Raw genomic sequence first — 25,528 nt, forward strand, 5'->3', positions numbered from 1 at the left:
ACCAGCTGGAGCTGGCGACGCTGGCCGCGCACACCGGGGTGGTCGCCGGGGCGTCGGCAGCCGCCGAGATGTTCAGCTCGTCGACGTCCGCGTAAGCGTCGTAGTTCGAAACGAGCTCCATGATCGCCACAGACTTGTCCATCGAATTCTCCTTCTCGGTTGATCTCTCTTCACCGGCGCCACGGGAATGCGGACACCGTCACTACGGAAAGCGGAGAGTTCCTCGGTTCAGCAGCCGCCGTCGATCGTCCGCGCCGAGAACTGGCTGGCGACGAAACTGGCGGTGGCGCTGGCGATGCAGGCGGGCGAGGTGGCGGGCGCCTCGGCGGCGGCCGTCACATTCAGCTCACGCACATCGCTGTAGGCCTCGTAACCGGCCATCAGCTCCATGATCGCGGTGGTCTTCTCCATGGGGACTCCCTCTCCATGCGGTCACTGCCGGCTCATCGGCCGACCGTGACTACCGGCCTGATGCCGGCAGACTGGGGAGCGACCTGGTCAGCAGGTCAGCTCGTAGGTGGCGCCGCTGACGGCGCTCGCGGAGGCGGCGCACCAGCTGGAGCTGGCGACGCTGGCCGCGCACACCGGGGTGGTCGCCGGGGCGTCGGCAGCCGCCGAGATGTTCAGCTCGTCGACGTCCGCGTAAGCGTCGTAGTTCGAAACGAGCTCCATGATCGCGACAGACTTGTCCATCGAATTCTCCTTCTTGGTGTATTTCTCTTCACCGGCGCCGCGGGAATGCGAACGCCGTCACTGCGGAAAGCGGAGAGCTCCTTGGTTCAGACCGGAGGAGCGACCGGTCAGCAGCCCTTGTGGTAGGTGAGGGCGCCGGCGGCGCTCACGGCGGAGGCGCACACGCCGGAGCTGGCGCCGATGGCGCACACCGGGGTGGTCGCCGGGGCGTCGGCAGCCGCCGAGATGTTCAGCTCTTCGACGTCCGTGTAGGCGTCGTAGTTCGAAACGAGCTCCATGATCGCCACAGACTTGTCCATCGAATTCCCCTTCCTGTCGTGATGTGTTCGTGAGGGTCGTGATGCGTTCGTCGGTGCCGGAATTCCGGCGTAACGGCCTTACGGCGCCTGCGATTTCACTTCAGGCGGACACGAGGCCGGCATCCTGCGGGCTTTCCAGCACCGCCGGAAACTCAGGGGAGGCGCTGTTGCGCGCCGGACGGGCGGGGTCGATTCCCGCCTCGGTGAAGCGGGCGACGACGGCCTCTTCCAGGGGCGTTCCGTCGGCCGCGCTGTCGAGCAGGGCCTGGGCCAGAGCCGTGGCCCGGTGTTGGCCGAAGCTGAGACCGGACATCCCGGGCCGGTCGTCCGCGGGTTCCAGGGCCACGGCCACGCCGGGAGCCACCGTGTCGGCGAACACGGAGGTCTCCTGCCCGATTCCCGGCAGGCTCCGCAGCGTCTCGGCCAGCCGGGGCACCTGCGGCCACATCTCCTGTCCCAGGTAGACCACCAGGGCGTCCCGCCGGGGATACAGGGCCTTGGCCGAGAGGATCTTCGAGCGGTACGCCACCCCCTGGTCCTCCAGGTGGCCGAGCGCCCCCGCCCACACCGGTGCGGCGTCCTCCCAGCGCTCGATGTGGACGTACACGCGCAGCAGTTCACGGTGCGGACTGCGCGGCAGCGAACCGTCCACCACGAAGAACCCGGGTGACAGGGCCGGCCGGCGCGCGGGTACGTCGAGGGTCACCACCTGACCGGCGGCGAGTGGGCCGTCCTCCCGGATGCTCCCGGAGGGCACCCACACCCGCACCCCGTCCCGCTCGACCAGGGCGCGCGGCTCCGTGCCGTCGTCCCCGGCCGCGGGAATGTGCACCCGGGCACGCGCGGTGCTGCGCTCGTGCGGAACCGCCGCGCCGAGGACACGCTCGAAGGCCGTGTCCCGCAGGCGGAACGACAAGGCTCCCTTCTCCACGAACTGCCCGGCGTGCAGGATGTCGTACAGGGCTTCCGCCAGCAGTCGGCGCATCTCCCGCGGGCTGTCCGCCTCGACCAGGCGGTCGTCCACCCACGCACGGGCGCGGTCCGGTGCGACTCTCACCCGGTCGAGGGCGTCCCGCAGCCGTGGCGCCAAGCTCGGCACGGTGGCCGGCCGTCTCTCGCTCATGCCGCTCTGCCTTCCCAGGCACGTTCGTCGGTGCCTTGGTCGCTGCCTTCGCTGGTTGCTTCGTCGGGGCGGTCCTCGAATCCGAGCGTGGTCACGAACCTCTCCGGGGTGATGAGCGCCGCCCGGCCGATTCCCGCCGCCGCCCGCTCGATGCCGGAGAGCCTGGACGTCCGGGACGCGCCGGCCATCAGCCGGTCGAGCAGATGCCAGCCGGCGTACGCCGTGGCCCGGGTGGCGAGTGAGCCGTCCAGGTCAGGACGGACCTGCCGGTAGCCGTGCCAGAAGGCGCGTACCAGTGGCAGGAGTCGTTGCAGCTTCTCCACCCCGCGGCTGAGCACCGCCCCGTGTGTCAGCTCGATGTCCGCGAACCCCGAGTCGCCGCGCGTGGTGACGATGTCGAGGATGGAACGGTGCAGCCACTCGCCGGCGAAGGCGCCGACGTCACGGGCCGGGTCCGCCAGCCGGAACTCCTCCCAGTCCGTCACCAGGAAGTCGTCGCCCGTCACCAGGAACTGGTCGACGCGCAGATCGCAGTGGGACGGCACCCGAGGTGCCTCTCGCTCCCGGGCCCGCAATTCCCCGATGGCCTCGACCAGTGACGTGTCGGTCTGCATGAGCCGCCAGCCCTGAAGTTCCGCGAAACTCAGCGACTCGAACACCGGCAGCGGAAGTCCTCGGAGAAATCCCGACGGCGGATGGAACGGCAGCGAGACGTCGAATTCGATGGAATCCGGTGCGGGCGCCCCGTGCAGCAGTCCGATCGCCCTGCCGATTTTCTCGGCGAGTTCCGGACCGAATGTCTCGTCGATCATCAACTCCGCACCGCTGCGCGCGCCCTCGACGTAGTCGTAGGCCACCAGAGCGGCCGCCTCGTCGGCGCCGAGGAATGCCGGACCGCGCAACGCCGCCGTCGGCAGTCCCTCGGCGAAACGCTCGAACGACAGCAGCCGGCGCATACGGGACCGGACGTCCGGGTCCGCCCCTATCAGGTGCTTGACGAAGACCTTCCGCCCGCTGGTGGTCGCGCCGGTCCAGGAGTCGTTCCGGCCGACCGGAGCCGCCAGGGTGTCCCGGATGAAAGGACCTGTCCCCAGTTCCACGAGGAGCGCGTCCACGGACGGGACCTCGTCCAGATCTCGCGGCTTGAACCCCGCCGCGTTGTTCTTCTCCACAAACCCTCACAAAGTCCGAAGAGTTGACGGGTCGGCCTACTGCCAGCCGTTGACCGGGCCGGGTGTGCGGACGATGTTCCCCGGAATTTCGGAGACCTCGGTGACAAGATGCTCGACGAAACCGGGAATTTCCCCCCCGGAAAGCGTGGCGGACGGTGCGGCCGGCTCATTGTCTGCCGCGAATGCGTTTCCGGCCAGCATCGACGACCCGGAAATCACCAGTGCCGCGGCAACCGTCGCGCCGAGGCGAACAGACTTCGAAACGGCACTGTGAAATTTCCTGCTCATTTTTCCCCCTTGAGTTCCTCTGGAGAACACTCTGTCAGCCGCCGTGGACTCACTCCAGAGGAAGCAATGTCATGTTGCTGCAGGGGCCAGTCAGCTTGATGCAGTGTTGGAGGCGTCCGCCCTGAACCAGCAAGAGGCTCGCCAGCAAGCTGACAGACCTCATGCGAGATCGGGGCTAACCTTCGATCACTCATGGCCGCACGCGCGCCAGTTCACCGCGTCCGGCCCTCACGTCTTTCGTTCCGGGGGGTTCGAAACATCGTGCGCAGACGCACTCTGCCTACCGCGACAGCGCTCGCGGTCCTCTTCAGCTCGGTCGCGCTCGTCGCGACCGGCGCCGGGTCGGCCGTGGCCGACTCCAGTACGACCCTGCCCCTGAAGTCGACCGGCGACATCGTCGTCGACGGGGTCCACCAGCGGGTCTTCATCAGCGACCCGACCACCGGCCAGGTCCTCGTCACGAACTACGCCGGCACGGTCGTCGGCACCGTCGGCTCGCTGCCCGGCGTCCACGGCCTGGAGCTGTCGCCCGACTCGGGCACCCTGTACGCGGCCGTGCACGACGCGACCGCGATCGTCGCGATCGACACGGCCACGGCGACCGAGACCCGCCGCTGGTCCACGGGCCAGGGCGCCGGCCCGGCGTACGTCGCCCTGGCCGGCGGCAAGCTGTGGTTCAGCTACGGCGCTTCCGGCGACGGCAACATCGGCTCGCTCGACCCGAACGCCACCGACCCGGGCCTCACCCTGGGCCAGGACACCAGCCGCACGTTCTACGAGGCCCCGATCCTGGACGCCTCCCCGGGCGCCCCGGGCAGGCTCGCCGCGGGGGCGCCGGGCCAGAGCCCGGTCGAACTCGCCGTGTACGACGTCTCCTCCGGCACGGCGACCCGTACCGCGTACGCCCGCGACCCGGGCGACACGGGCGGCGGCAACCTCCAGGATCTCGCGGTCACGCCTGACGGCACGGGCGTCGTCACGGCCAGCGGCGCCCCGTACTACCAGCCGGTCTACGAGCTCTCGGACCTGTCAGCGGACGGCAAGTACGTCACGAACACCTATCCGAACGCGGTGGACGCCCCGAACGGCGACGTCGCGGCGGGCACGTTCTCCTGGTACGACCCGGACGTCCATGTCTTCAAGCCGGGCACGTCGTTGCCGCTGAAGCAGTACGACTTCCCCAACACCGGCACCAGCAGCGGCGCCGACACGCTGGCCCCGGCGGGCCTGGCCTGGGCACCCGACGAGAGCAAGCTGTTCGCGATCTCGCAGAACGACAACAACGTCTACTCGCTGCGGATCCTCGACGCCCCGGCGAAGACGTCCACCACCCTCACGGCGAACGCCCCTGCCACGGCCACGCGCGCCAAGTCCCTCACTCTCACCGGCACGTTGTCCTCATCGGCGGCGTTCCCGGCGGGCACGAAGGTCTCCGTCACCCGTACCGACGACGAGTCCCCCTCCGGCAAGCCCCTCGGCACGGCGACGGTCGCCGCCGACGGCTCGTACTCCTTCACGGACACCCCGCCGGCCGGTGGCAAGGTGACGTACACGGTCACGTACGCGGGCGACGCGGACCACGCGGGCGCCACCGCCTCCGCCTCGACGACCGTGGCCAGGACGGCGACCACACTGACGCTGACCGACAACGGCAAGGTGTACGACTACGGCCGTGACGTCACCGTCACCGCGCATCTCGGCACGACGTACAAGAACCGCACGGTCGAGATCTGGGCCGACCCGTACGGCTCCGACAAGCCGGACACGCTGGTGAAGAAGGGCACGGTGAACTCGGCCGACGACCTCTCGGCGACGATCCGCCTGACCCGTGACACGAAGGTCAGCGCGAAGTTCACGGGCGACACCCGGTACGCCCCGAAGACGGTCACCAACTCGGTCTACACCAGGGTCAAGCTCTGACGTACGCGACGAAGACGACGTAGGCCTCCGGAGAGACGGTGAGGATCCCGACCTCGGGCTGCTTGGAGTCGCGAACGCCGACTCGGAGTCCGAGGTCAGCGACCTCGACACATTCGCCGCCGCTGCTCCCGCTGTGCGACGACTTACGCCACTCGCTCCGCACCGGCACGCCAGTCACTTCACAGCCACGTGAGCGACGAAGACGGCGTAGGCCTCCGGAGAAACGGTGAGGATCCCGACCTCGGGGTTCTTGGAGTCGCGCACGCCGACTCCGGGAGCACCGAGGTCGGCGACCTCGACGCAATCGCCCCCAGTGCTTCCGCTGTACGACGACTTACGCCACGTCGCGCTCCTCAGCTGCAGGCTGGTCTCCATAGCGCTCCTCCATCACGTGGGCGATCAGGTCTGCCGAGTCCCGTACCGAGAGGGCAGCAGCTCGCACTTGATCGTAATGGAGCCAACCTTCGCTGACACTATCCGGATTGGCCGTCATGTGGCCTTGGACGAAGTCCTCGGTGTAGACGATGTCCGGGTCGTCATCGAGGCGCAGGAGGTTGTAGGAGCCCTGCACACTCGGGTGCTCCCCGGCCGAGAACGGAAGCACCTGGATCTTCAAGCGCCTTTCGTTCCGGAAACGCAACAGGTGCGCCAGTTGGTTCCGCATCACTTCCCGACCGCCCATGGGCCGGTACAACACCGCCTCGTCCAGCACTACCCACACCAGCGGCGGCTTCTCCTTCCGCAGGAGGCGCTGCCGCTCCAGCCGGGCCTCGACCAACTCGTCGAGGTTCTCCGGCTGAAGTGCTCCCAGCACCGCCCGCGCGTACTCCGGCGTCTGCAACAGTCCGTACACCAACTGGGCCTGGTACGTGGAGATGTAGGTCGCCTTCGCCTCCATCTCCGCATACGCCTGAAACCACGTAGGAAGCTGGCTCCGCAGAACCAACCCCACCAACCGCGAGAAACACCCGTCCGTCATGAGCGCCGCATCCGCCCGCTCCGCGAACTCCCTGGTCGGAACCTTGTGCGCGGTTTCGATCTGGCCTACCAGCGAGCCCGTGCAGAAGATGCAGTCCCCCAGTTCCTTCTGGGACAGCCCCGCACTCTCGCGGTACCGGCGCAGCTCCGAGCCGAAGTGGTCCAACGGCGAGGCGGTGGGGTCGAGTCGGCGGATGTTGGGCATGAAGCGCTCACCCTCAGGTCCGAACGCGGCGCGGCGTTCATTTCGGTCTGTAGCCGAGAGTAACCACGCGACTTCACGCTGGTGTCATGAATCACGCAACTGCCGCCCGGCATCTGCGCCGCATCCTCCGGGCCTACCTCACCGCCTGGGAGATGGCCGAACTGTGCGATCCGGCCTGTCTCGCGCTCACCGAGCTGGTCGCCAACGTCGTACGCCACACGCCCGACCGGCGCGCCGCGGCGCTGATGACGCGGCGGCCGGACGGGCGCGGGGTGCGGGTGGAGGTCACGGACACGTGCCCGCGGCCGCCGCTGTCCACAGCTGTGGACGAACTCGCCGAGGACGGACGCGGCGTACTCATCGTCGACACCGTCACGGACCGGTGGGGGTGGACCCCACTGCCCGGCCGGCCCGGCAAGACCGTCTGGTTCGAGTGTGACGTGAGCAAAGAATTCGGGGGGTGAATTCAGCGGGAACGAATTCACCCCCAAAAAGTTCGGCTACTGCGAATTCTCGCGGGCGCGAATGTAGCGCCAGCCGAAGTAACAAACCCCGACCGCTCCACCGGCGGCGCCAACCGCACAGGTCGCCGTCGCCCACGCCGCCATGTCCCGCGTGATCCACAACAGGCTCACCACGACCAGCGCTATGGAGAACAGCAGGCGTTCTCCATAGCCCGGGCCACGGCGGCCGGTCAGTCCCCGGTAGCCGTGCACTTGTACGTCACGCCCTTCATCTTGATGTCGCGGTACCCCACCTTCACGGTCGGGTTGGCGGGCGCGACATCGGTGCCGCCACCACCGCCGCTCTTCTTGCGGCAGTAGTAGCCCAGCGCATCGAGCTTCTTGATGTCGCTCATCGCCTGGTACTTCTTGTAGGAGGCGATCATGGCGGCCCGCTTCTGCGCGGGCGTGGCCTCCTTGGCCTTGGTGTACGCGTAGCACCCGATGCTGGCGCCGATCCCCACCCACGAAGCGCCCTTGGCCAGCGCCTTGGTGAGGCCGCCCGCGCCGCTGCCGATCCCCAGGACCGCGCAGATCTCGTCCGCTCCGGCGCGGAGTTCCGGCTGGGCCGGAGCCGCCTGTGCCGCCTGTGCCCCGGCGCCGCACAGCGCCCCGGTCATGGCGAAGGTGACGGCAGCAGAAATTACCTTGCTTCGTATGCTCACGAAGTCCATCCCCGTTTTTCGCGTTTTTCGAATTGCATGGTCAGTGCGAAAAAGACGCTACCCACCGGGACACACGTAAGCAATGGAGGAAATGTGAACATCACCGGGAGGAAAATCAACCGGGCAAAATCTTCCTCAATGCATCGTCAAGGCTTTTCGCGATCTCCGCGACGCCCGGCCGGCTTCCGCCCGGCCCTCGTGGCGGGCCGTACAGGGCGTCGAGTTCGGTGGTGAGGGTGTGGGTCACCGCTCCGTACAGGGGCGTGCGGGCACGTTCCACCGCCGCGCCCAGGGCCGGGCGCAGGATGTGGCGGAAGTAGCTGGTGCCGTCGGCCATCTCGTCGGGCGGCATACGGCCTGTGCTCTCGCCGGTCGGGGACGCCGTGGGTCCTTCGGCGTACGCGCGGGCGTGCCGGCAGTCGGGGGCCGTGTCGGCCTCGTCGTAGACCGAGGTGCGGGTCGCGGCGAAACCGGCCCGCAGCAGGCAGCGTTCGCTGTCCGGGTCGGTGAGGAACGCGATCAGTTCGGCCGCCTTCGCGGCCCGCCGCTCGGACGTGGACGAGGTGACGGCCAGGCTCTGGCCGCCGAGCACCGCCTTGCCGGGCAGCCGGGCCACACCGAGGTCCTCCCCGAAGGTCTCGTGCAGGGTCGGGTAGACGTACGGCCAGTGCCGCAGGAAGGTGGTGCGGCCCTCGGCGAAGGCGCTGAGCGATTCGGCCTCGCGGGACTCGGCGGACCCCTCCAGGAGGTACGGCGACTGCGTGCGCTCCCACAGTTCGGTCAGCCCCGTCGTCAACTGCTCCTCGGTGGCGACATAGTTGCCCTCGCCGTCGGTCAGCCGGAAGTTCGGTACGGCCGAGGCGAACGCCTCGATCGCGTTGACGGTGCGGCCCTCGTACGCGGCGAGCTGGGTGGTCCAGATCGCCTCGTAGTCGTCGATCCCGGCGTCGTCGAGGGGGCCGCGCAGTTCCCGGAGCCCGTCCCAGCTGACGTCGTCGCCGCCGAGGTCGGTCCGGGAGGCGCTCGCCTTCACCAGGTGGTCCTTGCGGTAGTACAGCAGGCCCGCGTCACTGTTGAAGGGGACCGCGTACCGCTTGCCGTCCCAGTACGACGTCCTGTCCACGGACTTGATGAGGTCCTCGGGCTCCTCGACCGCCGAGTCGTCCAGCGGGCGGATCCGGCCGGCCTCCGCGAACTCCGGGATCCAGGTCACGTCCAGGTTCACCACGTCGTACTCGGCGCTGCCGGACTGGAGGGCCCCGAGCAGCTGGCTGCGCTGCTGGTCCGCGGAGCCGGGCAGCTCCACCAGGCGGGCACGGTAGCCGTGTTCGCCCTCCTTGGCGTTCCAGGCGTCGATGAGCTGCTGGCGGATGCCGTTCTTGCCGGTGACGTCCTGGCCGCTGGCCACCACGATCCGGCGGGAGGAGTCGGCGTCCGCCGGCTGCTCCTGTGCGTCACCGCCGGTGCAGGCCGTGAACGTCAGCAGCGACAGCAGGGACAGCGAGGCGGCCGTCAGGCGTCGGGCCATCATTCCTCCCCCGTTCCGGTGCGGGCGACCTCGTCGCGCAGGGCGGGCACGAGGTCGTCCCCGGCGTCCAGGCAGCGGCCCCGGCCGGCCTCCGCGATCAGCGTGCCGGGACGGTCCCGGTCACAGGCCCCGTTCTTCAGGGTCACCATGGCCACGGGCACACCGGCGGACCGGGCCCGATCGAGCACCCGCTCGAGTCCGTCGCCGGACAGGCGGCTGTCGTCCTCGCCGTCGGTGAGGTACACGATCAGCTGCGGCCGCTCGTCCCCGGCGCCGCGTTCCCGCATGAACTCCAGGGCGTCCAGCAGGGCGGCGGACGGATCGGCTTCCGCGTTCCGCACCCGGGCGGCGCCCAGGGCGCGCTCGACGTCCCGGCGGGCGTGCGTGCCGAAGGGCAGGAGGTCGGTGTGCGTGCGGCCCTTGAGACCGTGCACCGCCCACGCCCCGAACTCGTCCTCCCCGCCGAGCCCGGTCAGGGTCTGCTCGATGATGCCGGGGCCGCCGCTGGAGCCGTCCCACAGACCGGCCATCGAGCCGGAGCTGTCGAGGAGGAACAGGACCCGGCCGGGGCCGTGCGCGTTGCCGTAGCTCTCCAGCGCGTCGTCCATCTCCTTCGGTTCGGCGGAATCCGCCGGCCGGACCTCGTCGATCAGCCCGTCGCGGACCGACTTCGGGTCGAGCAGGCGTCGCTCGCCCTGTGCGGACCTGAAGCCGTGCTCGCCGAGCACCTTCCGGCCTTCGTCGCCGGTCAGCCAGGAGCGCAGGCGGTCCGTCTCGGTGGTCCGCGCGTCGTCGTCCCGCGTGGCGTCGTCCCAGCGCACCCGCACGAACGTGGGTTCCAGGCCGGGGACGTCGTCCGGGTAGGCGGCGGTGCGCGGGGCGCGCGTGGCCGGGTGGCAGCCGACGCCGCTCCTGAGCAGGAACTCCGGGACCAGGGCCGCGCTGCGGTCGTCCACGGCGTGGGTGTCGGCCAGCGTGCACAGCAGCCTGACGGCCGAGGGCTCGGGCCGGCCGGACTGCGTGATGTCCAGCTCCGCGCCGCGCGCGTCGGCTCGGCCGCCGTACAGGCCGACGGTCGCCAGCAGCGCCGCGTCGGCGAACGCCGGGTCGGGGCGGTGCACTTCGGCCTCGCCGGGCGCCTGTTCGAGATCGCTGATCAGTTGCGACAGCGTCCGCCCGGTGGGCTCGACGGCGTCGTCCAGGCCCTTGGGGACGGCCAGGACGACCGGTGAGTACGCGAACGGCTCGTCGTCCGCCGTCAGATGGGCGAAGACGCGGTCCTCCTGGGACGCGGTGACCCGCAGGACGTCCGCGCGCGTGGCGGGGATCCACACGTCCGGCTGCGGGCCGATGTCCCGCTGCGGGTTGTCGTCGTCGCGCGGCTGCTGCCAGGCGTCGGTCCGCTTGCTCAACGCGGTCACCACGCCTGCGGCACCGGAGCTGTAGACGGTGACGCCGCTGCGCCGGCAGCCGTCGTCCGTGGTGTTGGCGTCCGAGGCGACGTAGTCGTCCATGGCCGCCTTGATCGCCGGTTCCAGGTCGGGGTCGGTGAGGAGACGCAGCTCCAGTGCCGGGGCGCAGTCGCCGGAGTCGCCGGCCAGGACCAGGAAGCCGTAGCCGCCGGCTCCGGTGGCGATCAGCCCCAGCACGGCCACCAGGCCGGTGCGGCCGAGCCGGCGGACAACCTGGCCGGCCCGGGCGAGCGTGCGCTGGAGCCAGGAGGGCTTCGGCAGCGGCGGTGGCGGGGCCGGGCCCGCCGCCAGCAGGACGTCGTCCGAGTCCCAGGGGGGAGCCGCGGCCTGCGGCCGCTGCGAGTCGTTGTCCTCCGCCTTGTACTTCGCCTCGGCCATCCGCTGCTTCACCGCGGCATACAGCTGGGAGAGCCACACCTCCCCGCCCCCGTCGAGGACGTGCACCACCTCGCGGGTGAACGGCGTCGCGATGTCGGCGTCCCCGCCCAGGATGCAGCGGTTGGGCTGCACGCTCATCAGCAGCAGGACCCTGGCCCGATCGGCATCGTCCAGGCGGTGCCAGATTCCCGCGGCGTTGCCCGCGTAGCAGCAGTCGAGGATCACCACGACCTGCTCGGCGTTGCTCTCGGCGAGCTCACCCAGCACCAGGCTGAAAGTGACCGAGCCGGGCAGCCCGTTGCCGGTGAGCACCCGCGCGGTGCGCATCTGGAGATGCAGCTCGTCGCCGGCGGTGGAGGTGACGGCGTGCCCGGCGAAGTAGAGCAGCAGCAGCCCCCTGGCCTCGTCGCAGGCGCGGCGCAGCGCCCCCGTGAAGTCGTCCGGGGTCGGCGAGGGCAGTGTCTTCACCTCGCCCGCACCGAAGACACCGCCCCGGTTCAGCGCGTCGTCGAGCAGCACCCGGTTGTGCCGCACGGCGGGGAGCTGGCCGTTGACGCCCTGTGGATGCGGTGCCGTGTGGTCGTACTCGGACACACCGACCAGCAGCGCCCGGTTCACCTTGCCGCGCGGGTCGAAGCGGACCACCGCCCTACTCCCTGCCGGGGTCCAGCGGGCGGATCTGTGGATCGGGATCGCCGCGCTGGAGCCTTCGGCGGTTGTTGGTCCAGGTCTTCACCGCGCGTGCGGTGTACTCGGTCAGTGCCGCGAGCGTGACCACGTCACCGAGCACTCTCAGAACGAGCTCGATGTCGGGCCCCATCCGCCCGTCGGCCCCGTCCGTGCCGGCCTGCTCCTCGATGGTCAGGTGGCGTTCGGAGACGAGTCGCTCCAGCGGCTCTTCCCGCTCCAGCCACGTCTTCAGGGCTCTGACATCGTCCACGGTCGCGCCGGCGCCCAGCCGCACGCGTACGCCTAAGACAGCCACTCGGTCCCCCTCTGTCATGTCCGACATCATGACACCGGGTCAGGCCTCGGCGGCAGACCTGTGACGAGACCTGTGCAAGCGATTGCGCGCCCCCTTCACGCCAAGCGCACACGGCGCACGCGTGGTCAGGGCTGGGTCTGCAACTGCCTCAACTGCCGCTGCACATGATCGAGCGCCCCCTCGCGCCGCCCCGGGACCCGTCCCCGCAACTCGGCGAGCGCCGCGCCCAGTTCGCGGGCGCGGGCGGTGTCGCGGACCTGGCCCCACTGGTGGTGGGCCCGGTCCACGGCGGCCTCGACGGCGGGCGCGTCCGGCGCCTGCCCGGCGTTCAGGCGGACGGTGGCCACCGTCAGCCAGGTGTGGCAGCTGCGGCCCGCGTCCCCGGCGAACATCGCCAGGTCGGCCCGGACCTCGGCCCAGTGCAGGGCCTCCTCGGAGGCGGGCCCGTGCGCGGCGACGGCGGCCTGCTCGTGCCGGGCGGCGAGCGCGTCGGCCTCCGGGTGGCGGCCGGACTGGACGGCGGCGGTGATGGCGGCGTGCGGATCACCGGCCGAGGGGCCCGGCGTGCTCAGCACGATGTCCGTGCCCGCGCTCTCCGGCGCGATCCGGGACAGCGCCTGCTGGTGCAACTGCTCCAGCGGCGGCCGGAAGCCACTGCGCAGGATCGTCGCGACGGCCTTCATGTACGCGGGTGCCGCGACCGCGCGTCTGGACGGCGGGGGCGCGATGCGGCCGTGCACGGCGTTGCCGCGGCCCGCGTCCAGCGGGGTGCCGCGCAGCAGCTCCCAGGTCTCGGCGTCCGCGTGCAGGTCGAGCATGAGGGTCGTCGCGCCGGCGGGCCTGAGCCGCAGTTCGTCCCGGAACCAGTGCCAGGGGAAGGCCGTGTAGCGGGCGGTGGACGCGGTGGTGCGGGCCAGCGCCAGGTGGGGCAGGCGCTGGCGGCGGTCGAGCTGGAGCTGGCCGGTGACGTACACGGTGAGCGGGCCGGGGGCCGCCGCGGCGGCGCGCAGCCGGGTGAGGACGGCCTGCGGCTCCAGCGGGTCGGCGAGTTCGACGACGTTCGCGGTGTCCGTGCCGGCCAGTACGCCGGGTGGGACGGCGGCCAGGACGGGGAGCACGGACGCGGCGTCCACCAGGCGCCCCTTGCCCACCGGCGAGGCCGCCAGCAGCAGCACGGTTCCGGGCATCTCGTCCCTCCCCCTGTCGATCACGTACGGCAGCACCGTAACCGCTGCGGCTGCAAAGGTGGGCCACAGGACCGCAAACGTCCGCCTTCGGGTGCTTCGCCCCCCTCCTCGGGGACGGCCCGGCGACGCACGGCGAAGACGGTTCTGCCACCGGCCAGGCACCCACCGAAGCGCGGCGCCGTGCCGTCCCGACTTGCCGGGGGGTCCCCGCCGGTGTGCCCTGGTAGGCAGGGAGAGAGGAGAGCTCTCATGGCTCATGCGGCACCCGCCTCACGCAAGGTGACCACGCGACGCCGTACACCCGATGTCTTCAGTCCCCGCACCCACGCCATGGCGAAGGTCGCGGTACCCGTCGTCCTCGGGCTCGTCTACGGCTACTGGGCCGCGGCCAACCGGCGCGACGCCGGGCCCATCACGGGCTGGAACCTGCTGTTCGGCTTCCTCACCGCGCTCGTGTTCGCCGTGCTGTACGCCGCCGTGCGGGAGGTCGCACCCCGGCTGCGGCGCGAACTGCACGCGCTGATCTGGTTCGCCTTCACCGGCTGCGCGATCGGCTTCCTCTACAGCCAGACCGGTGAGTCCGTGCTGCGGTCCACCGGGGTGGGGCTGGTGGTCGGCGCGGGCATCCTCGTGACGTTGTTCTACCGCTACTACACACACGAGGACGCCTCCGGCCGACGCGTCGAGTGACGACGTACCGGCGGGCGGTGCGACACGTCCGGCTTGGCTTGTGGGCCCGAATGCAGTCACGCCGGTCGCGGGCCGGGCCCCGGACGCCTTGCCTGGAAGGGTGTCCGAGCACGACCGGGCGCCCGTACCCGAGCAGGCGCCCCTCCGACGACCGCGGAACGCCCTGTCGGCCGTTCTGCTGGCCCTCGCGTGCCTGCTCGCGCCGTTCGGGACGCTCGCCTCCTGGGCGGCGCACGGGCTGGCCGACACCGGCCGCTACGTCCGGGCGATGGCGCCGCTCGCCTCCGACCCGGACGTGCAGCGCGCGGTCGCGGACGCCGTCGGGGACGGCATCATGCGCGAGGCCGGTCACCAGTTCGACAACGGCCCGCCGCCCGGCACGGTCGGGCCCTTCGTACACGACGCGGCGCGCTCGTTCACCCGGACCGAGGCGTTCCGCACAGGCTGGGACGCGGCGAACCACGCCGTCCACGAGGCCGTGCTGCGCGCCGTGCGCGACGACGGCACGCGCGCGGCCGCCGTCACCGTCGACGTCGCGCCGGTCGTCGCCCGCGTCAAACGCCGCCTCACCGACGATCGCGTTCCGTTCGCCCACCGCATCCCGGTCCCGCACGCCCGGGTCCCGGTGCTCCCGGCCGACGACCTGGACCGACTGCGCAAGGGGTACCACGTGCTGGACACCGCCGCCTTCTGGCTGCCGCTCACCGCCGCCGTGTGCGCCGTGGCCGGGATCGCCCTCGCCGCGTGCCGCCGCCACGCGGTCACCGCGCTCGGCCTCGGCACGGCGCTGGGCGGCGGGCTGCTCGTCCTGGCCGTCGCGATCGGCCGCCGTCTCACCCTCGCCGACCTGCCCGACACGCTCCACCGGCCGGCCGCCGGCGCGGTCTACGACGCCCTGACGGCCACCCTGCTGACGGTGTCCTGGCTGCTGTTCGCCTTCGGCCTGACAGTGGCGCTCGGCTCGTGGCTCACCGGCCGGTACGGTCCCCGGCTCGCCTCGCGGCGATGTGCGCGAGCGTCCGCAGCGCCCGGCGCAGATCCGGCTCCGGAGCCGACGCGAGCCCGAGCCTGACGGCGTCGGGCGTGTGACCGGGAGCGACGGCGAAGGCGGGGCCGGGCGTGACGGCGATGCCGTGCGCGGCGGCGGCCCCCGTGAAGGTGTCGGCGCGCCACGGGGCGGGCAGCTCCCACCAGGCGAAGTAGGCGCGCGGATCGGACCGTACGGCGAAGCCCGCGAGCTCCTCGGCGAGGATCTCCTGCCTGCGCGCCGCGTCCGCCCGCTTGGCCGCCACCAGCCGCGCCACGGTCCCCTCCCCGGCCCAGCGCACGGCCGCCTCCAGCGCGAACCGCCCGGCACTCCACCCGCCCGACCGCACGGCACCGGCCACGGCCCCGACCCGGTGCGGCGGCACGACGAGGAAACCGACGGTGAGCCCCGGGGCGACCCGCTTGGAGAGACCGTCGACGACATGGGTGAGCGCGGGGGCGTGAGCGGCGAGCGGATCGCCCGGGTCGTCCAGGAAGGACCAGATGCGATCCTCCACGACGGGCAGGTTCAAGTCATGGACCAGCTGGGCGAGTTGGAGTAAGCGGGGGCGAGTCGTGGTCAGGGACGTCGGGTTGTGCAGCGTCGGCTGCACGTACAGGGCGGACAGCGGCGCCGTCCGGTGCGCGGCGGCGACGGCCTCCGGGAGCAGCCCGGCCGCGTCACCGGCCAGCGGCACCAGGGTGATGCCCAGCCGCGCCGCGATCTCCTTGACCAGCGGATACGTCAGCTGCTCCACTCCGACCCGGCCGCCCGGCCGGACCAGGGACGCCAGCGCGGCGGCGATGGCCTGCCGTGCGTTGCCGGTGAACAGCAGCCGGTCCGGGGCGGGCCGCCAGCCGGGGGTGGCGAGGAGCGTGGCCGCGGCCTCCCGGGCGGACTCGGTACCGGTGGCGGCGGCCGGCAGCAGCGCCTCGGCCAGCACGTCGGGACGCAGCAGCGGCGCGAGGACGGGGGCGAGGAGCTCCGGCTGACCGGGCGCACTGGGGTAGTTGAGCTCCAGGTTGACGGGGGCGTCGGCCGGTCCGGGCTCGGCGAGCGCCCGCCCCGCCGGCCCGTCCGGGGCGGCCCGTACGTAGGTCCCGCGCCCGACCTCGCCGACGACCAGCCCGCGCCGTACGAGTTCGCCGTACACCCGCCCGGCCGTCGACGAGGCGATCCCCCGGCGCCGGGCGAAGGCCCGCTGCGGCGGCAGCCGTTGACCGGGCTTCAGCCGCCCGCTGGCGATGTCGTCGGCGATCCTGTCGGCGATACGGCGGTAGTCACCCATCGATCGGTCTCCCCCTTGGATTGCACCGAGAGCAAAGATCTTATTGCACTGAGTAATGGCAGCTGCCTAGGGTCGTCCCATGGCACCCTTCCTCGCATACGAGGCCAAAGGCCCCGTAACCTCCCGGCAGCCCCTTGTCCCCCTGGTTCTCATCCACGGCCACCCCTTCGACCGCACGATGTGGGACCCGCAGCTCGCCACGTTCTCCGCGGCCCGCCGCGTCATCGCCCCCGACCTGCGCGGCTACGGCGCCTCCCCGACGGCACCGGTCCTCACGGACTTCTCGCAGTTCGCCCGGGACATCGAGGCCCTGCTCGACGAACTGGGCGTGGAGTCCTTCGTCCTCGCCGGTCTGTCCATGGGCGGCCAGATCGCGATGGACTGCTACCGCCTGTTCCCCGGCCGCGTCCGCGGCCTGGTCCTCGCGGACACCTTCCCCGCGGCCGAGACCCCGGAGGGCGTCCGCACCCGCGACGCCATGGCCGACCGCCTCCTGCGGGAAGGCATGCGCGGCTACGCCGACGAGGTCCTGAAGCGGATGGTCGCCCCGTACGCCACCGCCGAGGTCAAGGCCCACGTCCACCGCATGATGACGGCCACCTCACCCAAGGGCGCCGCAGCGGCCCTGCGCGCCCGCGCCCGGCGCCCCGACTACGCCGCCCTGCTGACCCGCGTGACCGTCCCGGCCCTGGTCGTCGTGGGAGCCGACGACACCTACACCCCCGTCTCCGACGCCCGGGCCATGCACGCGGCCCTCCCGGATTCGGCCCTGCACGTGATCGACGGCACGGCCCACATGCCGAACCTCGAACGCCCCGAGGAGTTCGACAAGGCGCTCGGGGAGTTCCTGGCCCGCGTCGACGCACGGCCCGGGGACACCGGCCGCCGGCAACCTTCCGCCGCCCCACCCCGTCTTTGAGGGAGGATTCGGGCACCCACCCCTCGAACCCTGAGGGAGGATTCGGGCACCCCACCCGCGAACGGAAGGCCGGGCCTTGGACACCGCCGCTGCCGAGTGGACCGCCACCGACGGGCCGGAACACCGTCCGCCCGGACGGCGGCCCGGCGCCTGGTGCGCCGCCCTGCTGCTCGCCGCGGTCAGCGTGGTCGTCGGCTTCCGGACCGCCGACAGCGACGGCATCACGCCCGTCCCGCAGGTCATCGCCTTCCTCCCCTGGCTGCTCGCCCCGACCGGCCTGGCGCTGCTGCTCACCCTGCTGTCCCGGTGGTGGCTCGGGACCGCCTGGGGCGTGGTCCTGCTCGGCCTGCTGGCCTGGTTCATCGAGCCGTACGGCAAGGTCGGCGACCCCGTCGGCCGCCCGGTCGCCGAACTGCGCGTACTGACCTCGAACGTCGAGTTCGGGCGGGGCACCGGGTCCCTGGTCGCCGCCGTCCGCCGCGAGAAGCCCGACATCGTCTTCGTGCAGGAATGCGAATACGAATGTGACGCGCGGCTGAAGGACGACCTCTCCCGGGACTACCCGCACCGCCGGGCCGTCGAGGGCGGCGGCTCCGAGGGCTCCGCCATCCTCAGCCGCTTCCCGCTGCGGCCCACCGACGGCGTCCCCGGCACCATGGGCATGCCCGGGGCGATCGCCGACGTTGACGGGCATCCCGTACGACTCCAGCTCGCCCACCCCATGCCCCCGGTCCCCGGCCAGGTGGACCTCTGGAACAGGGAACTCGGCGCCCTGCGCGACGCGGCCACCGCCGACCGCGGCACGCCCCTGGTCCTGGCGGGCGACTTCAACGCCTCCCAGGACCACGCCGCATTCCGCCGCATCCTCGACACCGGCCTGAGCGACGCCGCCCGCCTGGACGACGCCGACCGCACGGCCACCTGGCCGGCCCGGACCGCCCCGACGTTCGGCGCGCAGATCGACCACGTCCTGGTGTCCAGGCACTTCGGGGCCGACCGCACGCGCAATCTGGACGTGGCCGGCACGGACCACCGGGCGGTGGTGACGGACCTGACGCTGCACGAAGGCCGGTAAGGCAGGTAGGGGGCGCCCGTCGGGCGCCCCCTACCTGCCGCTGTCGTGGCTTGGTCAGACGCCGATGTCGCAACCGTCCGCACGCCACACGGCCACGACCGCAGGCCGGACGTACTTCCCGGGCCCGTCGGGCCAGGTGCTGGCCGGCTTCTCCACGGACGCGCCGTCGATCTCGCCCGGGTGCTGCACGGCGACCAGCACGCGCCGGTCCTGGATGATCGGACCGCAGGTCTCGGCACCCTTCGGCACGGTCAGGAACTGCTTCAGCTCACCGCGCCGCTCACCCCGGGTCGCCACGCCGAACAGGCCGTCGTGCGAACCGAGCTGCGCGCCGTCGGTGGAGATCCACAGGTTGCCGTAGGGGTCGAAGGCGACGTTGTCCGGGCAGGAGATCGGGCTGACGCCCTCCTTCGGGAACCCGGCGAAGTAGGTCGCCGGGTCGTCCGGGTCACCGGCGACGAGGAACAGCGACCAGGCGAACCCGGTGCTCTCGGGCCGGTTCCAGCGCTCGGTGAGCTCCAGCACGTGCCCGTGCTTGTTGGCGTTGCGCGGATTGGCCTCGTCCGCCTTGGCGTTGGAGCCGACACCACGGTTGCTGTTGTTGGTCAGGGCGACGTACACCTTGCCGGTCACCGGGTTGGGCTCGATGTCCTCGGGCCGGTCCATCTTCGTCGCGCCCACCTTGTCACCGGCGAGACGGGTGAAGACGAACACCTCCTCGGCGCTCATCCCGTCCACGTGCGAGACGGCACCGTCGGCGGTGGCGGTGGCCAGCGGAATCCACTCGCCGCTGCCGTCGAACTCGCCGTCGCTCGGCAGCTTGCCCGTGCCGTCGATCTCGATGGCGGGGGAGTCACCGGTGAGCTTGGCGACGTACAGCGTCCCCTCGTCGAGCAGGGACATGTTGTGCTCGCGGACCGCGCGGCCGTGGCCGTGCTTCATCCGCTTGCTGCCGACGAACTTGTAGAAGTAGTCGAACCGCTCGTCGTCACCGCTGTAGACGACGGGACGACCGTCCGCCGTGAGCCGGACGGTCGCACCCTCGTGCTTGAAGCGGCCGAGAGCGGTGTGCTTGCGGGGCGTGGAGGTCGGGTCGTACGGGTCGAGTTCCACGACGTACCCGAAGCGGTGCACCTCGTTCGGCTCCTGGGCGACGTCGAACCGCTTGTCGAACCGCTCCCACTTCCGCTCGCTGGCCCCGGTCCCGATGCCGTACCGCTTGTCGGTCGCACGGCTGCTGTTGGCGAAGTACTGGTTGAAGTTCTCCTCGCCGTGCAGGGTCGTGCCCCAGGGCGTGGTGCCGCCGGCGCAGTTGTTGAGGGTGCCCAGGACCTTCGTACCGGTCGGGTCGGCGGAGGTCTTCACCAGGTCCGACCCGGCGGCGGGGCCGGTGAGCCGGAACTCGGTGGTGGCGGTGACGCGGCGGTTGAGCTGGTGCCGCGGAACGGGGGTGAGCTTCCCGGTCTTGCGGTCCCCCTCCACGACGACGGCGGACAGCCCGTGCGCGGCCCAGGCGATCTCGGCCTGCTCACGGGTGGGGTTCGCGGCGTCGTACCCCCGGAACATGAGCACCTCGTCGGTGTACTCATGGTTGGCGACGAGCAGCTGCCTGTTCCGCTCCCCGGGCAACGGGAGCAGGGCGAGGAAGTCGCAGTTGTACCCGAACTGCCCGGCCTGCGCCTTGGCGGTCTGCTTCTCCGGGTCGAAGGCGGGCGCACCCCGCAGGATGGGCTCGCCCCAGCGGATGACGACGTTCTGCCGGTACCCCTCCGGCACGGTCACGGCGTCGGTGGTGTTGGGCGCGACGGGCGCGAAGCGCAGCCCGCGCGCGCCCTTGTGTTTGCGCCGAGCGGCCTCGGCGGCGGCGCCGGCCGGGACGGCACCGGCCGGGGCGGCGCCGGCCTGCGGAGCCTGCGCGACACCCACAGCCCCCGCGCCCGCGGCGGCCACGGTCACCACGGCCGCGGCCCGCATCATCGACCGGCGGCTGAGCGCACCGGCGATCACATCACCGACGTACTCGTTGGAGCTGGTGTTGGGCACCTCGTGGAAGCAGGCGTCACCACACCGGAAACGACAGGTCATGGCGGACCGGCCGCCAGGGTGCGAACCGGACGGCGTTCCGATCAACGGCAGCAGCTTTCGCACTTTGCTCTCTCCTTGGATGCCCATGGTGTCAGCGTGACCGTAGGGGCACATATGTGCGGCAGCCGGGCGCCAGGGTGAACAGCGAGTGAACCTGCGGCGGCCTTACGGCAGTTAGGGCCATTCAGCACGGCGACACCTTCGCAGGCCGGATGTCCCTCTTGACAGCCGGTACCCCGCACACCTGACCCTGCCCAAGATCACCCAGGAGGGCCGCTAACCTTACGTGTCCGTCCTGGCCAGGGATTGACGGGCTTCAACTCACGCGAAGGGTTGCGCGCACATGGGCATTCTCACTCTCTTGCGGAACGCGTTCGGACGGTCACGCAAATCACGGACCGCCGAGGCGGAGGGTGCGGCGCAGACCACCCCGACGGGGGAAACCCCTTCCCAGGACTCACCGACGCCGCAGTCCCCCACACCCGCCGCGGCGGAACCGAAGGTCCCGTCGCCCTCTCCGGAACCGACCCCCGGCCCGACGGCCGACGTCCCGGACGCCCGCGGCGAACACGACCTCGTGTCCATGATCTTCGACAACGTGACGGTGCCCAGGCCTGCGCGCTCCGCGGAGGACGAGCCGGAGCGGACGACGGCGGAGAAGCCGGGGGTTGAGGAGCGAGCGGTCGCCGGGGAGCCGGCGGTTGCGGAGGAGCGGGCGGCCGTCGAGAAGCCGGCGGTTGCGGAGGAGCGGGCGGCCGTCGAGAAGCCGGCGGTTGCGGAGGAGCCGACGCTGGCCGAGAAGCCGACGGTGGAGGAGGAGCGCCCGGCCGCCGACGAGCCAGCGTCTGTCGAGGAGCCGGTGGCGGAGAAGCCGCAGGCCGTGGAGGAACCGACGGCTGCGGAGAAGCCTGCGGCGGTGGCAGCGGAGGCAGAGGCAGACGCTGAGCCGGAGGCCGAGCCCAAGCCGACGGCGGAGGAGCCGACGGCCGCCGAAAAGCCTGCGGCAGAGGCTGACACCGAGGCGGAAGCGAACGCGGAGGCCAAGCCGACGGCTGAGGAGCCTGCCGAAAAGCCGACGGAGGCGACCACGGCGGAGAAGCCGACGTCGACGGACCCGGCGGAGGAGCCGACCGTCGCCGAGGCCCAGGAGCCCGCGGAGCCCGAGTCGTCCTCCGAAGCCGAGGCGGAGCCCGAGGCCGAGGCGAAGCCGACGCCCGAGGCGGAGCCGGCGCCCAAGGCTGAGGCCGAGGCCGAGGCGAAGCCCACCCCCGAGGTGGAGCCGGCGCCCAAGGCGGAGCCCGAGGCCGAGGCGGAGCCCGAGGCCGAGGCGGAGCCCGAGGCCGAGGCGAAGCCCACCCCCGAGGCGGAGCCGGCACCCAAGGCGGAGCCGGCACCCAAGGCGGTGGACGCACCCGCAGCCGCCGACGGCGACTCCGCCCCACAGGGGCCGCCCGCACCCGCCGACGAAAGCAGCACGGGTGCCGCGGCTGGGAACAACGACACGGCTGAAGCCGAAGGCGAGGCCGAGCCCGGCCCGACCCCCGCCCCCGCCGTCCCCCTCACCCGCGTCAAGACCCGCGCCCCCAGCCTCACCACCGCCTACAAGGCCGCCACCACCTCCCTCAAGCAGCACGACCTCACCGGCACCCGGGCCAAGGTCTACCTCGTCCTCGACCGCTCCGCCTCCATGCGCCCGTACTACAAGGACGGCTCGGCCCAGGCTCTCGCCGAACAAACCCTCGCCCTCGCCGCACACCTCGACCCCGAGGCCACCGTCCCGGTCTTCTTCTTCTCCACCGAACTCGACGGCACCGGCGAGATCACCCTCACCGACCACGAGAACAAGATCGACGACCTGCACGCCGGCCTCGGCCGCATGGGCCGCACCAGCTACCACGCAGCCGTCGAAGCGGTCCTCGCCCACCACGGCAAGGAAGCGACCCCCGGCACCCCGGCCCTGGTGATCTTCCAGACGGACGGCGCCCCCGACGCCAAGACCCCCGCCACCCAGTCCCTCACCGAGGCCGCCAAGACCCACCCCGCCGTCTTCTTCTCCTTCGTCGCCTTCGGCGACCCGGAGAACAAGGCCTTCGACTACCTCCGCAAGCTCAAGACCCCCAACACGTCCCACTTCCTCGCCGGCGAAACCCCCCGCGAGCTCACGGACAAGGAGCTCTACGAGGGCGTACTGGCGAACTGGCGCCCGTAGCACCACCCGCGGAACCCGGGGGGTGGACATGGACAGAACAGAACCCCTGTCCCCGTCCACCCCCCGAAACGCATGTGAGTCGATCTTCAGCGGACCAGTAGGATTTCGACCATGGCGGCCACTGGATCCGAGAAGCAGGGGGCGAAGGCGTACTACGTCTCGACCCCCATTTACTACGTCAACGACGCTCCTCACCTGGGCCACGCCTATACGACCGTCGCAGGCGACGTGCTCACCCGCTGGCACCGCCAGCGCGGCGAGAAGGTGTGGTACCTCACCGGCACGGACGAGCACGGTCAGAAGATCATGCGCACGGCCGAAGCCAACGGGGTCACCCCCCAGGCGTGGGCCGACAAGCTCGTCACCGAAGCGTGGAAGCCTCTCTGGGAGCACCTGGAGATCGCGAACGACGACTTCATCCGCACCACGCAGAAGCGGCACACGGACCGCGTCCAGGAGTTCGTCCAGGACCTGTACGACAAGGGCGAGATCTACAAGGGCGGCTACGAGGGCCCGTACTGCGTCGGCTGCGAGGAGTACAAGCTCCCGGGCGAGCTCCTCGACGGCGAGGGCGACTTCGCAGGCCAGAAGCTCTGCCCCATCCACAAGAAGCCCGTGGAGATCCTCAGCGAGGAGAACTACTTCTTCAAGCTGAGCGAGTACGGCGAGAAGCTCCTCGCCCACTACGAGGCCAACCCCGGCTTCATCCAGCCCGAGTCCGCGCGCAACGAGGTCGTGAACTTCGTACGGCAGGGCCTCCAGGACCTCTCCATCTCGCGCTCGACGTTCGACTGGGGCATCCCGATTCCGTGGGACGACAAGCACGTGATCTACGTGTGGGTCGACGCCCTGCTGAACTACGCCACGGCGGTCGGCTACAACGAGAACCAGGCGAAGTTCGAGGAGACCTTCCCGGCCGATGTCCACCTGGTCGGCAAGGACATCCTCCGCTTCCACGCGGTGATCTGGCCCGCGATGCTGATGGCACAAGGGCTCCCCCTCCCCGGCAAGATCGCGGCCAACGGCTGGCTGATGGTCGGCGGCGAGAAGATGTCGAAGTCGAACCTGACCGGCATCAAGCCGCAGGACCTGACCTCGCACTTCGGGGTGGACGCGTACCGCTGGTACTTCCTGCGCGCGATCGCCTTCGGCCAGGACGGCTCCTTCTCCTGGGAGGACTTCTCGGCCCGCTACACCAGCGAGCTGGCGAACGACTACGGCAACCTGGCTTCCCGCGTCGCGGCGATGGTCGGCAAATACTTCGGCGGCACGCTGCCGGAGGCCGCGGCGGCCGGTGAGGCGGAGAAGGCGATCCACGAGGGCCTGGCGAAGGCGGTCAGGGAGGCGGACCGCCGGATCGGCGAGGACCTCGACTTCCAGGGCGGCATCCTGGCTATCTTCGACTTCGTCAAGCAGGTCAACGGCTACATCACGGAGCAGGAGCCGTGGAAGGTCGCCAAGGACACGTCCGACGAGGGCAAGGCCCGCCTGGCGACGATCCTCTACACGGCCGCGGAGTCCCTCCGCGCGGTGGCGGTCCTCCTCAACCCGGTCATGCCGGAGACCTCCCAGAAGCTCTGGGACTCGCTCGGCGCGGGGGCTTCCCTCGGCCCCCTCGCGGACCAGAAGATCGGCGAGGCCGGCGAGTGGGGCCTGCTCCCCGCCGGCACGACGGTCACCAAGGGCGCGGTCCTCTTCCCGCGCCTGGAGGAGAAGCCGACGGCGTAACAGACCGCGTAACGGGCGTAACACGCTCGCTACAGCACGGGGCCCGGGAGAACGAGAACCTTCTCCCGGGCCCCGTGCTTTGCGAAGATCGTGTGAGAGCGGCCACCCGGCCGCCGCCACACACCCGGGGGCTTCCATGGCACTGTTCGGCAACGCACACACCGTCGACCCGGCATCGGCCCAGCAGGACTACGCCCGCCTCCTCGGCCACGGCGAACAGGTCCACGCCGCGTTCCTCCTCATCCGCGACACCATCCTCTTCACCGACCGCCGCCTGATCCTGATCGACAAGCAGGGCATCACCGGCAAGAAGGTGGAGTACCACTCGGTCCCCTACCGCAGCATCACCCACTTCGCGGTGGAAACGGCCGGCACCTTCGACCTCGACGCCGAACTGAAAATCTGGATCTCCGGCACCCCGACCCCCATCGAGAAGACCTTCACCAAGGGCGTCGACATCTACGAGGTCCAGGCGATCCTGACCCAGTTCGTGGCTCGATGAGCGCGCCGTGCGCGGTACGCCGAAACGGATCACGGGCACGGCGCCTGCCGGAGCGAGGTTGTCTCACTCTCTCAGGGAGAACCTGATCAGGCCCCGATAGGGTGACCGTCTCCCAAGCCCTGAACACGCCGTTCTTTGTCCTCCTAGGCTTCATCCATGGACCCGGAGACCGAGGCGGACCTCGTGAAGGCGATCCAGATCGCCGTACTGGAGACGCGCCTAGGAGTACACCCGATCAAGTCCGCACACGGTCTCAGCGTCTTCCTCAGAGAGCTCAGCCAACGCGGCTCCCTGTCCCTCGATGAGCTGACCGAGAACCGCGCCATGCTGGGCCGCTGGACCGACGAGCATGCGAACGGCTGGGCCAAGGGTTACGCCGAGGGCTGTGCCACCGCGATCCTGCGCGTCCTGGAGCAGCGCGGCGTCTCCGTCCCCGACGAAATCGACGGTTTTCTGACCACCCGCACCGACGTCAAGGCCCTCACCGATTGGCTGGATCTCGCCCTCACCGTCACGGACGCCAAGGACCTGTTCACGTCATGGCCCGTGTGCTCACAAGCGCCCGAGGACTGACCACCTCGCGCGCTCCGCGAGCCCCGCCGGAGTCGT

At 70.9% G+C, this 25,528-nt stretch carries 27 protein-coding genes; 10 read left to right on the forward strand and 17 right to left on the reverse strand.

Translation table 11 applies throughout. The annotated features are described in order from the left end of the window. The 7 genes from QC385_RS41405 to QC385_RS41435 all read right to left on the reverse strand — a co-directional run. Positions 1 to 142: LxmA leader domain family RiPP (locus tag QC385_RS41405; protein ID WP_336621356.1), on the reverse strand; the 142-nt coding region annotated here is incomplete at its 3' end. A gap of 86 nt (positions 143 to 228) precedes the next feature. Further along, entirely contained in the window at positions 229 to 411 is a 183-nt protein-coding gene (locus tag QC385_RS41410) for an LxmA leader domain family RiPP (RefSeq protein WP_190198377.1), read from the reverse strand. An 87-nt stretch (positions 412 to 498) separates the two neighbouring features. Further along, positions 499 to 693: an LxmA leader domain family RiPP gene (locus QC385_RS41415; protein ID WP_190198376.1), complete on the reverse strand. Its 195-nt coding sequence runs from the start codon at positions 691 to 693 to the stop codon at positions 499 to 501. A gap of 107 nt (positions 694 to 800) precedes the next feature. Beyond that, positions 801 to 992 (reverse strand): LxmA leader domain family RiPP, encoded by a 192-nt coding sequence (locus tag QC385_RS41420; protein WP_279546578.1) that lies wholly within the window; start codon positions 990 to 992, stop codon positions 801 to 803. Positions 993 to 1,092: 100 nt separating this feature from the next. Beyond that, entirely contained in the window at positions 1,093 to 2,115 is a 1,023-nt protein-coding gene (locus tag QC385_RS41425) for a T3SS effector HopA1 family protein (RefSeq protein ID WP_279546579.1), read from the reverse strand. Then, positions 2,112 to 3,287 (reverse strand): class V lanthionine synthetase subunit LxmK, encoded by a 1,176-nt coding sequence (lxmK, locus tag QC385_RS41430; RefSeq protein ID WP_279546580.1) that lies wholly within the window; start codon positions 3,285 to 3,287, stop codon positions 2,112 to 2,114. Before lxmK ends, QC385_RS41425 begins: the two co-directional genes overlap by 4 nt. A 36-nt stretch (positions 3,288 to 3,323) precedes the next feature. Continuing rightward, positions 3,324 to 3,575, reverse strand: a complete 252-nt coding sequence (locus QC385_RS41435) for a hypothetical protein (protein WP_279546581.1) — start codon at positions 3,573 to 3,575, stop codon at positions 3,324 to 3,326. 261 nt (positions 3,576 to 3,836) lie between these two features. On the opposite strand from QC385_RS41435, the gene QC385_RS41440 reads away from it, so the two are divergent. Further along, on the forward strand, positions 3,837 to 5,495 hold the full coding sequence (locus QC385_RS41440) for an Ig-like domain-containing protein (RefSeq protein ID WP_279546582.1): 1,659 nt from the start codon (positions 3,837 to 3,839) through the stop codon (positions 5,493 to 5,495). Here QC385_RS41440 and QC385_RS41445 read toward each other — a convergent pair. Genes QC385_RS41445 through QC385_RS41455 form a run of 3 tightly spaced genes read right to left on the reverse strand, consistent with a single transcriptional unit; the run spans position 5,485 to position 6,678 of the window. Further along, positions 5,485 to 5,673, reverse strand: a complete 189-nt coding sequence (locus QC385_RS41445; protein ID WP_336621355.1) for a DUF397 domain-containing protein — start codon at positions 5,671 to 5,673, stop codon at positions 5,485 to 5,487. The two genes, QC385_RS41440 and QC385_RS41445, sit on opposite strands and share 11 nt — an antisense overlap. Continuing rightward, positions 5,670 to 5,870 (reverse strand): DUF397 domain-containing protein, encoded by a 201-nt coding sequence (locus tag QC385_RS41450; RefSeq protein WP_279546583.1) that lies wholly within the window; start codon positions 5,868 to 5,870, stop codon positions 5,670 to 5,672. Before QC385_RS41450 ends, QC385_RS41445 begins: the two co-directional genes overlap by 4 nt. Then, positions 5,830 to 6,678: a helix-turn-helix domain-containing protein gene (locus tag QC385_RS41455; RefSeq protein ID WP_279546584.1), complete on the reverse strand. Its 849-nt coding sequence runs from the start codon at positions 6,676 to 6,678 to the stop codon at positions 5,830 to 5,832. Before QC385_RS41455 ends, QC385_RS41450 begins: the two co-directional genes overlap by 41 nt. 86 nt (positions 6,679 to 6,764) lie before the next feature. Between QC385_RS41455 and QC385_RS41460 the strand changes: the two genes are divergently transcribed. Next, positions 6,765 to 7,142, forward strand: coding sequence for an ATP-binding protein (locus tag QC385_RS41460; protein WP_279546585.1), 378 nt, complete (start codon positions 6,765 to 6,767; stop codon positions 7,140 to 7,142). 230 nt (positions 7,143 to 7,372) lie between these two features. Here the strand turns inward: QC385_RS41460 and QC385_RS41465 are convergent, their stop codons facing one another. From QC385_RS41465 to QC385_RS41485, 5 genes are all read right to left on the reverse strand, one after another. Next, positions 7,373 to 7,855, reverse strand: a complete 483-nt coding sequence (locus QC385_RS41465) for a hypothetical protein (protein ID WP_279546586.1) — start codon at positions 7,853 to 7,855, stop codon at positions 7,373 to 7,375. 106 nt (positions 7,856 to 7,961) lie between these two features. Beyond that, a complete protein-coding gene (locus tag QC385_RS41470; protein ID WP_279546587.1) occupies positions 7,962 to 9,374 on the reverse strand; it encodes an extracellular solute-binding protein in 1,413 nt (470 codons plus the stop codon). Continuing rightward, a complete protein-coding gene (locus tag QC385_RS41475) occupies positions 9,374 to 11,869 on the reverse strand; it encodes a caspase family protein (RefSeq protein WP_279546588.1) in 2,496 nt (831 codons plus the stop codon). Before QC385_RS41475 ends, QC385_RS41470 begins: the two co-directional genes overlap by 1 nt. A gap of 4 nt (positions 11,870 to 11,873) precedes the next feature. Then, positions 11,874 to 12,209, reverse strand: coding sequence for an effector-associated constant component EACC1 (locus QC385_RS41480; RefSeq protein WP_279546589.1), 336 nt, complete (start codon positions 12,207 to 12,209; stop codon positions 11,874 to 11,876). 125 nt (positions 12,210 to 12,334) lie between these two features. Next, entirely contained in the window at positions 12,335 to 13,396 is a 1,062-nt protein-coding gene (locus QC385_RS41485; protein WP_279546590.1) for a hypothetical protein, read from the reverse strand. A gap of 249 nt (positions 13,397 to 13,645) precedes the next feature. Between QC385_RS41485 and QC385_RS41490 the strand changes: the two genes are divergently transcribed. Together QC385_RS41490 and QC385_RS41495 are read left to right on the forward strand one after the other, a co-directional pair. Further along, a complete protein-coding gene (locus QC385_RS41490) occupies positions 13,646 to 14,086 on the forward strand; it encodes a hypothetical protein (protein ID WP_279546591.1) in 441 nt (146 codons plus the stop codon). A 100-nt stretch (positions 14,087 to 14,186) separates the two neighbouring features. Next, the gene (locus tag QC385_RS41495; RefSeq protein WP_279546592.1) at positions 14,187 to 15,158 is read left to right on the forward strand and encodes a hypothetical protein; all 972 of its coding nucleotides are present in this window, start codon (positions 14,187 to 14,189) and stop codon (positions 15,156 to 15,158) included. On the opposite strand, the gene QC385_RS41500 is transcribed toward QC385_RS41495, so the two are convergent. Then, on the reverse strand, positions 15,055 to 16,401 hold the full coding sequence (locus QC385_RS41500) for an aminotransferase-like domain-containing protein (RefSeq protein ID WP_279546593.1): 1,347 nt from the start codon (positions 16,399 to 16,401) through the stop codon (positions 15,055 to 15,057). The two genes, QC385_RS41495 and QC385_RS41500, sit on opposite strands and share 104 nt — an antisense overlap. A gap of 79 nt (positions 16,402 to 16,480) precedes the next feature. Here QC385_RS41500 and QC385_RS41505 point away from each other — a divergent pair, with 79 nt between their 5' ends. Next, positions 16,481 to 17,320, forward strand: coding sequence for an alpha/beta fold hydrolase (locus QC385_RS41505; RefSeq protein WP_279546594.1), 840 nt, complete (start codon positions 16,481 to 16,483; stop codon positions 17,318 to 17,320). A gap of 76 nt (positions 17,321 to 17,396) precedes the next feature. After that, on the forward strand, positions 17,397 to 18,395 hold the full coding sequence (locus QC385_RS41510; RefSeq protein WP_279546595.1) for an endonuclease/exonuclease/phosphatase family protein: 999 nt from the start codon (positions 17,397 to 17,399) through the stop codon (positions 18,393 to 18,395). A 54-nt stretch (positions 18,396 to 18,449) separates the two neighbouring features. Here the strand turns inward: QC385_RS41510 and QC385_RS41515 are convergent, their stop codons facing one another. Next, entirely contained in the window at positions 18,450 to 20,543 is a 2,094-nt protein-coding gene (locus QC385_RS41515; RefSeq protein ID WP_279546596.1) for a PhoX family protein, read from the reverse strand. 280 nt (positions 20,544 to 20,823) lie between these two features. Here QC385_RS41515 and QC385_RS41520 point away from each other — a divergent pair, with 280 nt between their 5' ends. The 4 genes from QC385_RS41520 to QC385_RS41535 all read left to right on the forward strand — a co-directional run bounded on the left by QC385_RS41520 (position 20,824) and on the right by QC385_RS41535 (position 25,492). Then, positions 20,824 to 22,689, forward strand: coding sequence for a VWA domain-containing protein (locus QC385_RS41520; RefSeq protein ID WP_279546597.1), 1,866 nt, complete (start codon positions 20,824 to 20,826; stop codon positions 22,687 to 22,689). A 111-nt stretch (positions 22,690 to 22,800) separates the two neighbouring features. Continuing rightward, on the forward strand, positions 22,801 to 24,417 hold the full coding sequence (gene metG, locus QC385_RS41525; protein WP_279546598.1) for a methionine--tRNA ligase: 1,617 nt from the start codon (positions 22,801 to 22,803) through the stop codon (positions 24,415 to 24,417). A 136-nt stretch (positions 24,418 to 24,553) separates the two neighbouring features. Continuing rightward, positions 24,554 to 24,919, forward strand: a complete 366-nt coding sequence (locus QC385_RS41530; protein ID WP_059417055.1) for a PH domain-containing protein — start codon at positions 24,554 to 24,556, stop codon at positions 24,917 to 24,919. Positions 24,920 to 25,075: 156 nt separating this feature from the next. Beyond that, positions 25,076 to 25,492, forward strand: a complete 417-nt coding sequence (locus tag QC385_RS41535; RefSeq protein ID WP_279546599.1) for a hypothetical protein — start codon at positions 25,076 to 25,078, stop codon at positions 25,490 to 25,492. Positions 25,493 to 25,528: the final 36 nt, after the last annotated feature.

This window comes from Streptomyces sp. DH10 (assembly GCF_029813805.1).
In the GTDB taxonomy this organism is placed as follows: Bacteria; Actinomycetota; Actinomycetes; order Streptomycetales; family Streptomycetaceae; genus Streptomyces; species Streptomyces coeruleofuscus.

What these genes read in the sequence shown, in the direction of transcription:
- QC385_RS41410 (WP_190198377.1), bottom strand. Translation starts at nt 411, where the DNA reads ATGGAGAAGACCACCGCGATCATGGAGCTGATGGCCGGTTACGAGGCC.
- QC385_RS41415 (WP_190198376.1), bottom strand. Translation starts at nt 693, where the DNA reads ATGGACAAGTCTGTCGCGATCATGGAGCTCGTTTCGAACTACGACGCT.
- QC385_RS41420 (WP_279546578.1), bottom strand. Translation starts at nt 992, where the DNA reads ATGGACAAGTCTGTGGCGATCATGGAGCTCGTTTCGAACTACGACGCC.
- QC385_RS41425 (WP_279546579.1), bottom strand. Translation starts at nt 2,115, where the DNA reads ATGAGCGAGAGACGGCCGGCCACCGTGCCGAGCTTGGCGCCACGGCTG.
- QC385_RS41435 (WP_279546581.1), bottom strand. Translation starts at nt 3,575, where the DNA reads ATGAGCAGGAAATTTCACAGTGCCGTTTCGAAGTCTGTTCGCCTCGGC.
- QC385_RS41450 (WP_279546583.1), bottom strand. Translation starts at nt 5,870, where the DNA reads ATGGAGACCAGCCTGCAGCTGAGGAGCGCGACGTGGCGTAAGTCGTCG.
- QC385_RS41455 (WP_279546584.1), bottom strand. Translation starts at nt 6,678, where the DNA reads ATGCCCAACATCCGCCGACTCGACCCCACCGCCTCGCCGTTGGACCAC.
- QC385_RS41460 (WP_279546585.1), top strand. Translation starts at nt 6,765, where the DNA reads ATGAATCACGCAACTGCCGCCCGGCATCTGCGCCGCATCCTCCGGGCC.
- QC385_RS41465 (WP_279546586.1), bottom strand. Translation starts at nt 7,855, where the DNA reads ATGGACTTCGTGAGCATACGAAGCAAGGTAATTTCTGCTGCCGTCACC.
- QC385_RS41470 (WP_279546587.1), bottom strand. Translation starts at nt 9,374, where the DNA reads ATGGCCCGACGCCTGACGGCCGCCTCGCTGTCCCTGCTGTCGCTGCTG.
- QC385_RS41485 (WP_279546590.1), bottom strand. Translation starts at nt 13,396, where the DNA reads ATGCCCGGAACCGTGCTGCTGCTGGCGGCCTCGCCGGTGGGCAAGGGG.
- QC385_RS41490 (WP_279546591.1), top strand. Translation starts at nt 13,646, where the DNA reads ATGGCTCATGCGGCACCCGCCTCACGCAAGGTGACCACGCGACGCCGT.
- QC385_RS41500 (WP_279546593.1), bottom strand. Translation starts at nt 16,401, where the DNA reads ATGGGTGACTACCGCCGTATCGCCGACAGGATCGCCGACGACATCGCC.
- QC385_RS41505 (WP_279546594.1), top strand. Translation starts at nt 16,481, where the DNA reads ATGGCACCCTTCCTCGCATACGAGGCCAAAGGCCCCGTAACCTCCCGG.
- QC385_RS41520 (WP_279546597.1), top strand. Translation starts at nt 20,824, where the DNA reads ATGGGCATTCTCACTCTCTTGCGGAACGCGTTCGGACGGTCACGCAAA.
- metG (WP_279546598.1), top strand. Translation starts at nt 22,801, where the DNA reads ATGGCGGCCACTGGATCCGAGAAGCAGGGGGCGAAGGCGTACTACGTC.
- QC385_RS41530 (WP_059417055.1), top strand. Translation starts at nt 24,554, where the DNA reads ATGGCACTGTTCGGCAACGCACACACCGTCGACCCGGCATCGGCCCAG.
- QC385_RS41535 (WP_279546599.1), top strand. Translation starts at nt 25,076, where the DNA reads ATGGACCCGGAGACCGAGGCGGACCTCGTGAAGGCGATCCAGATCGCC.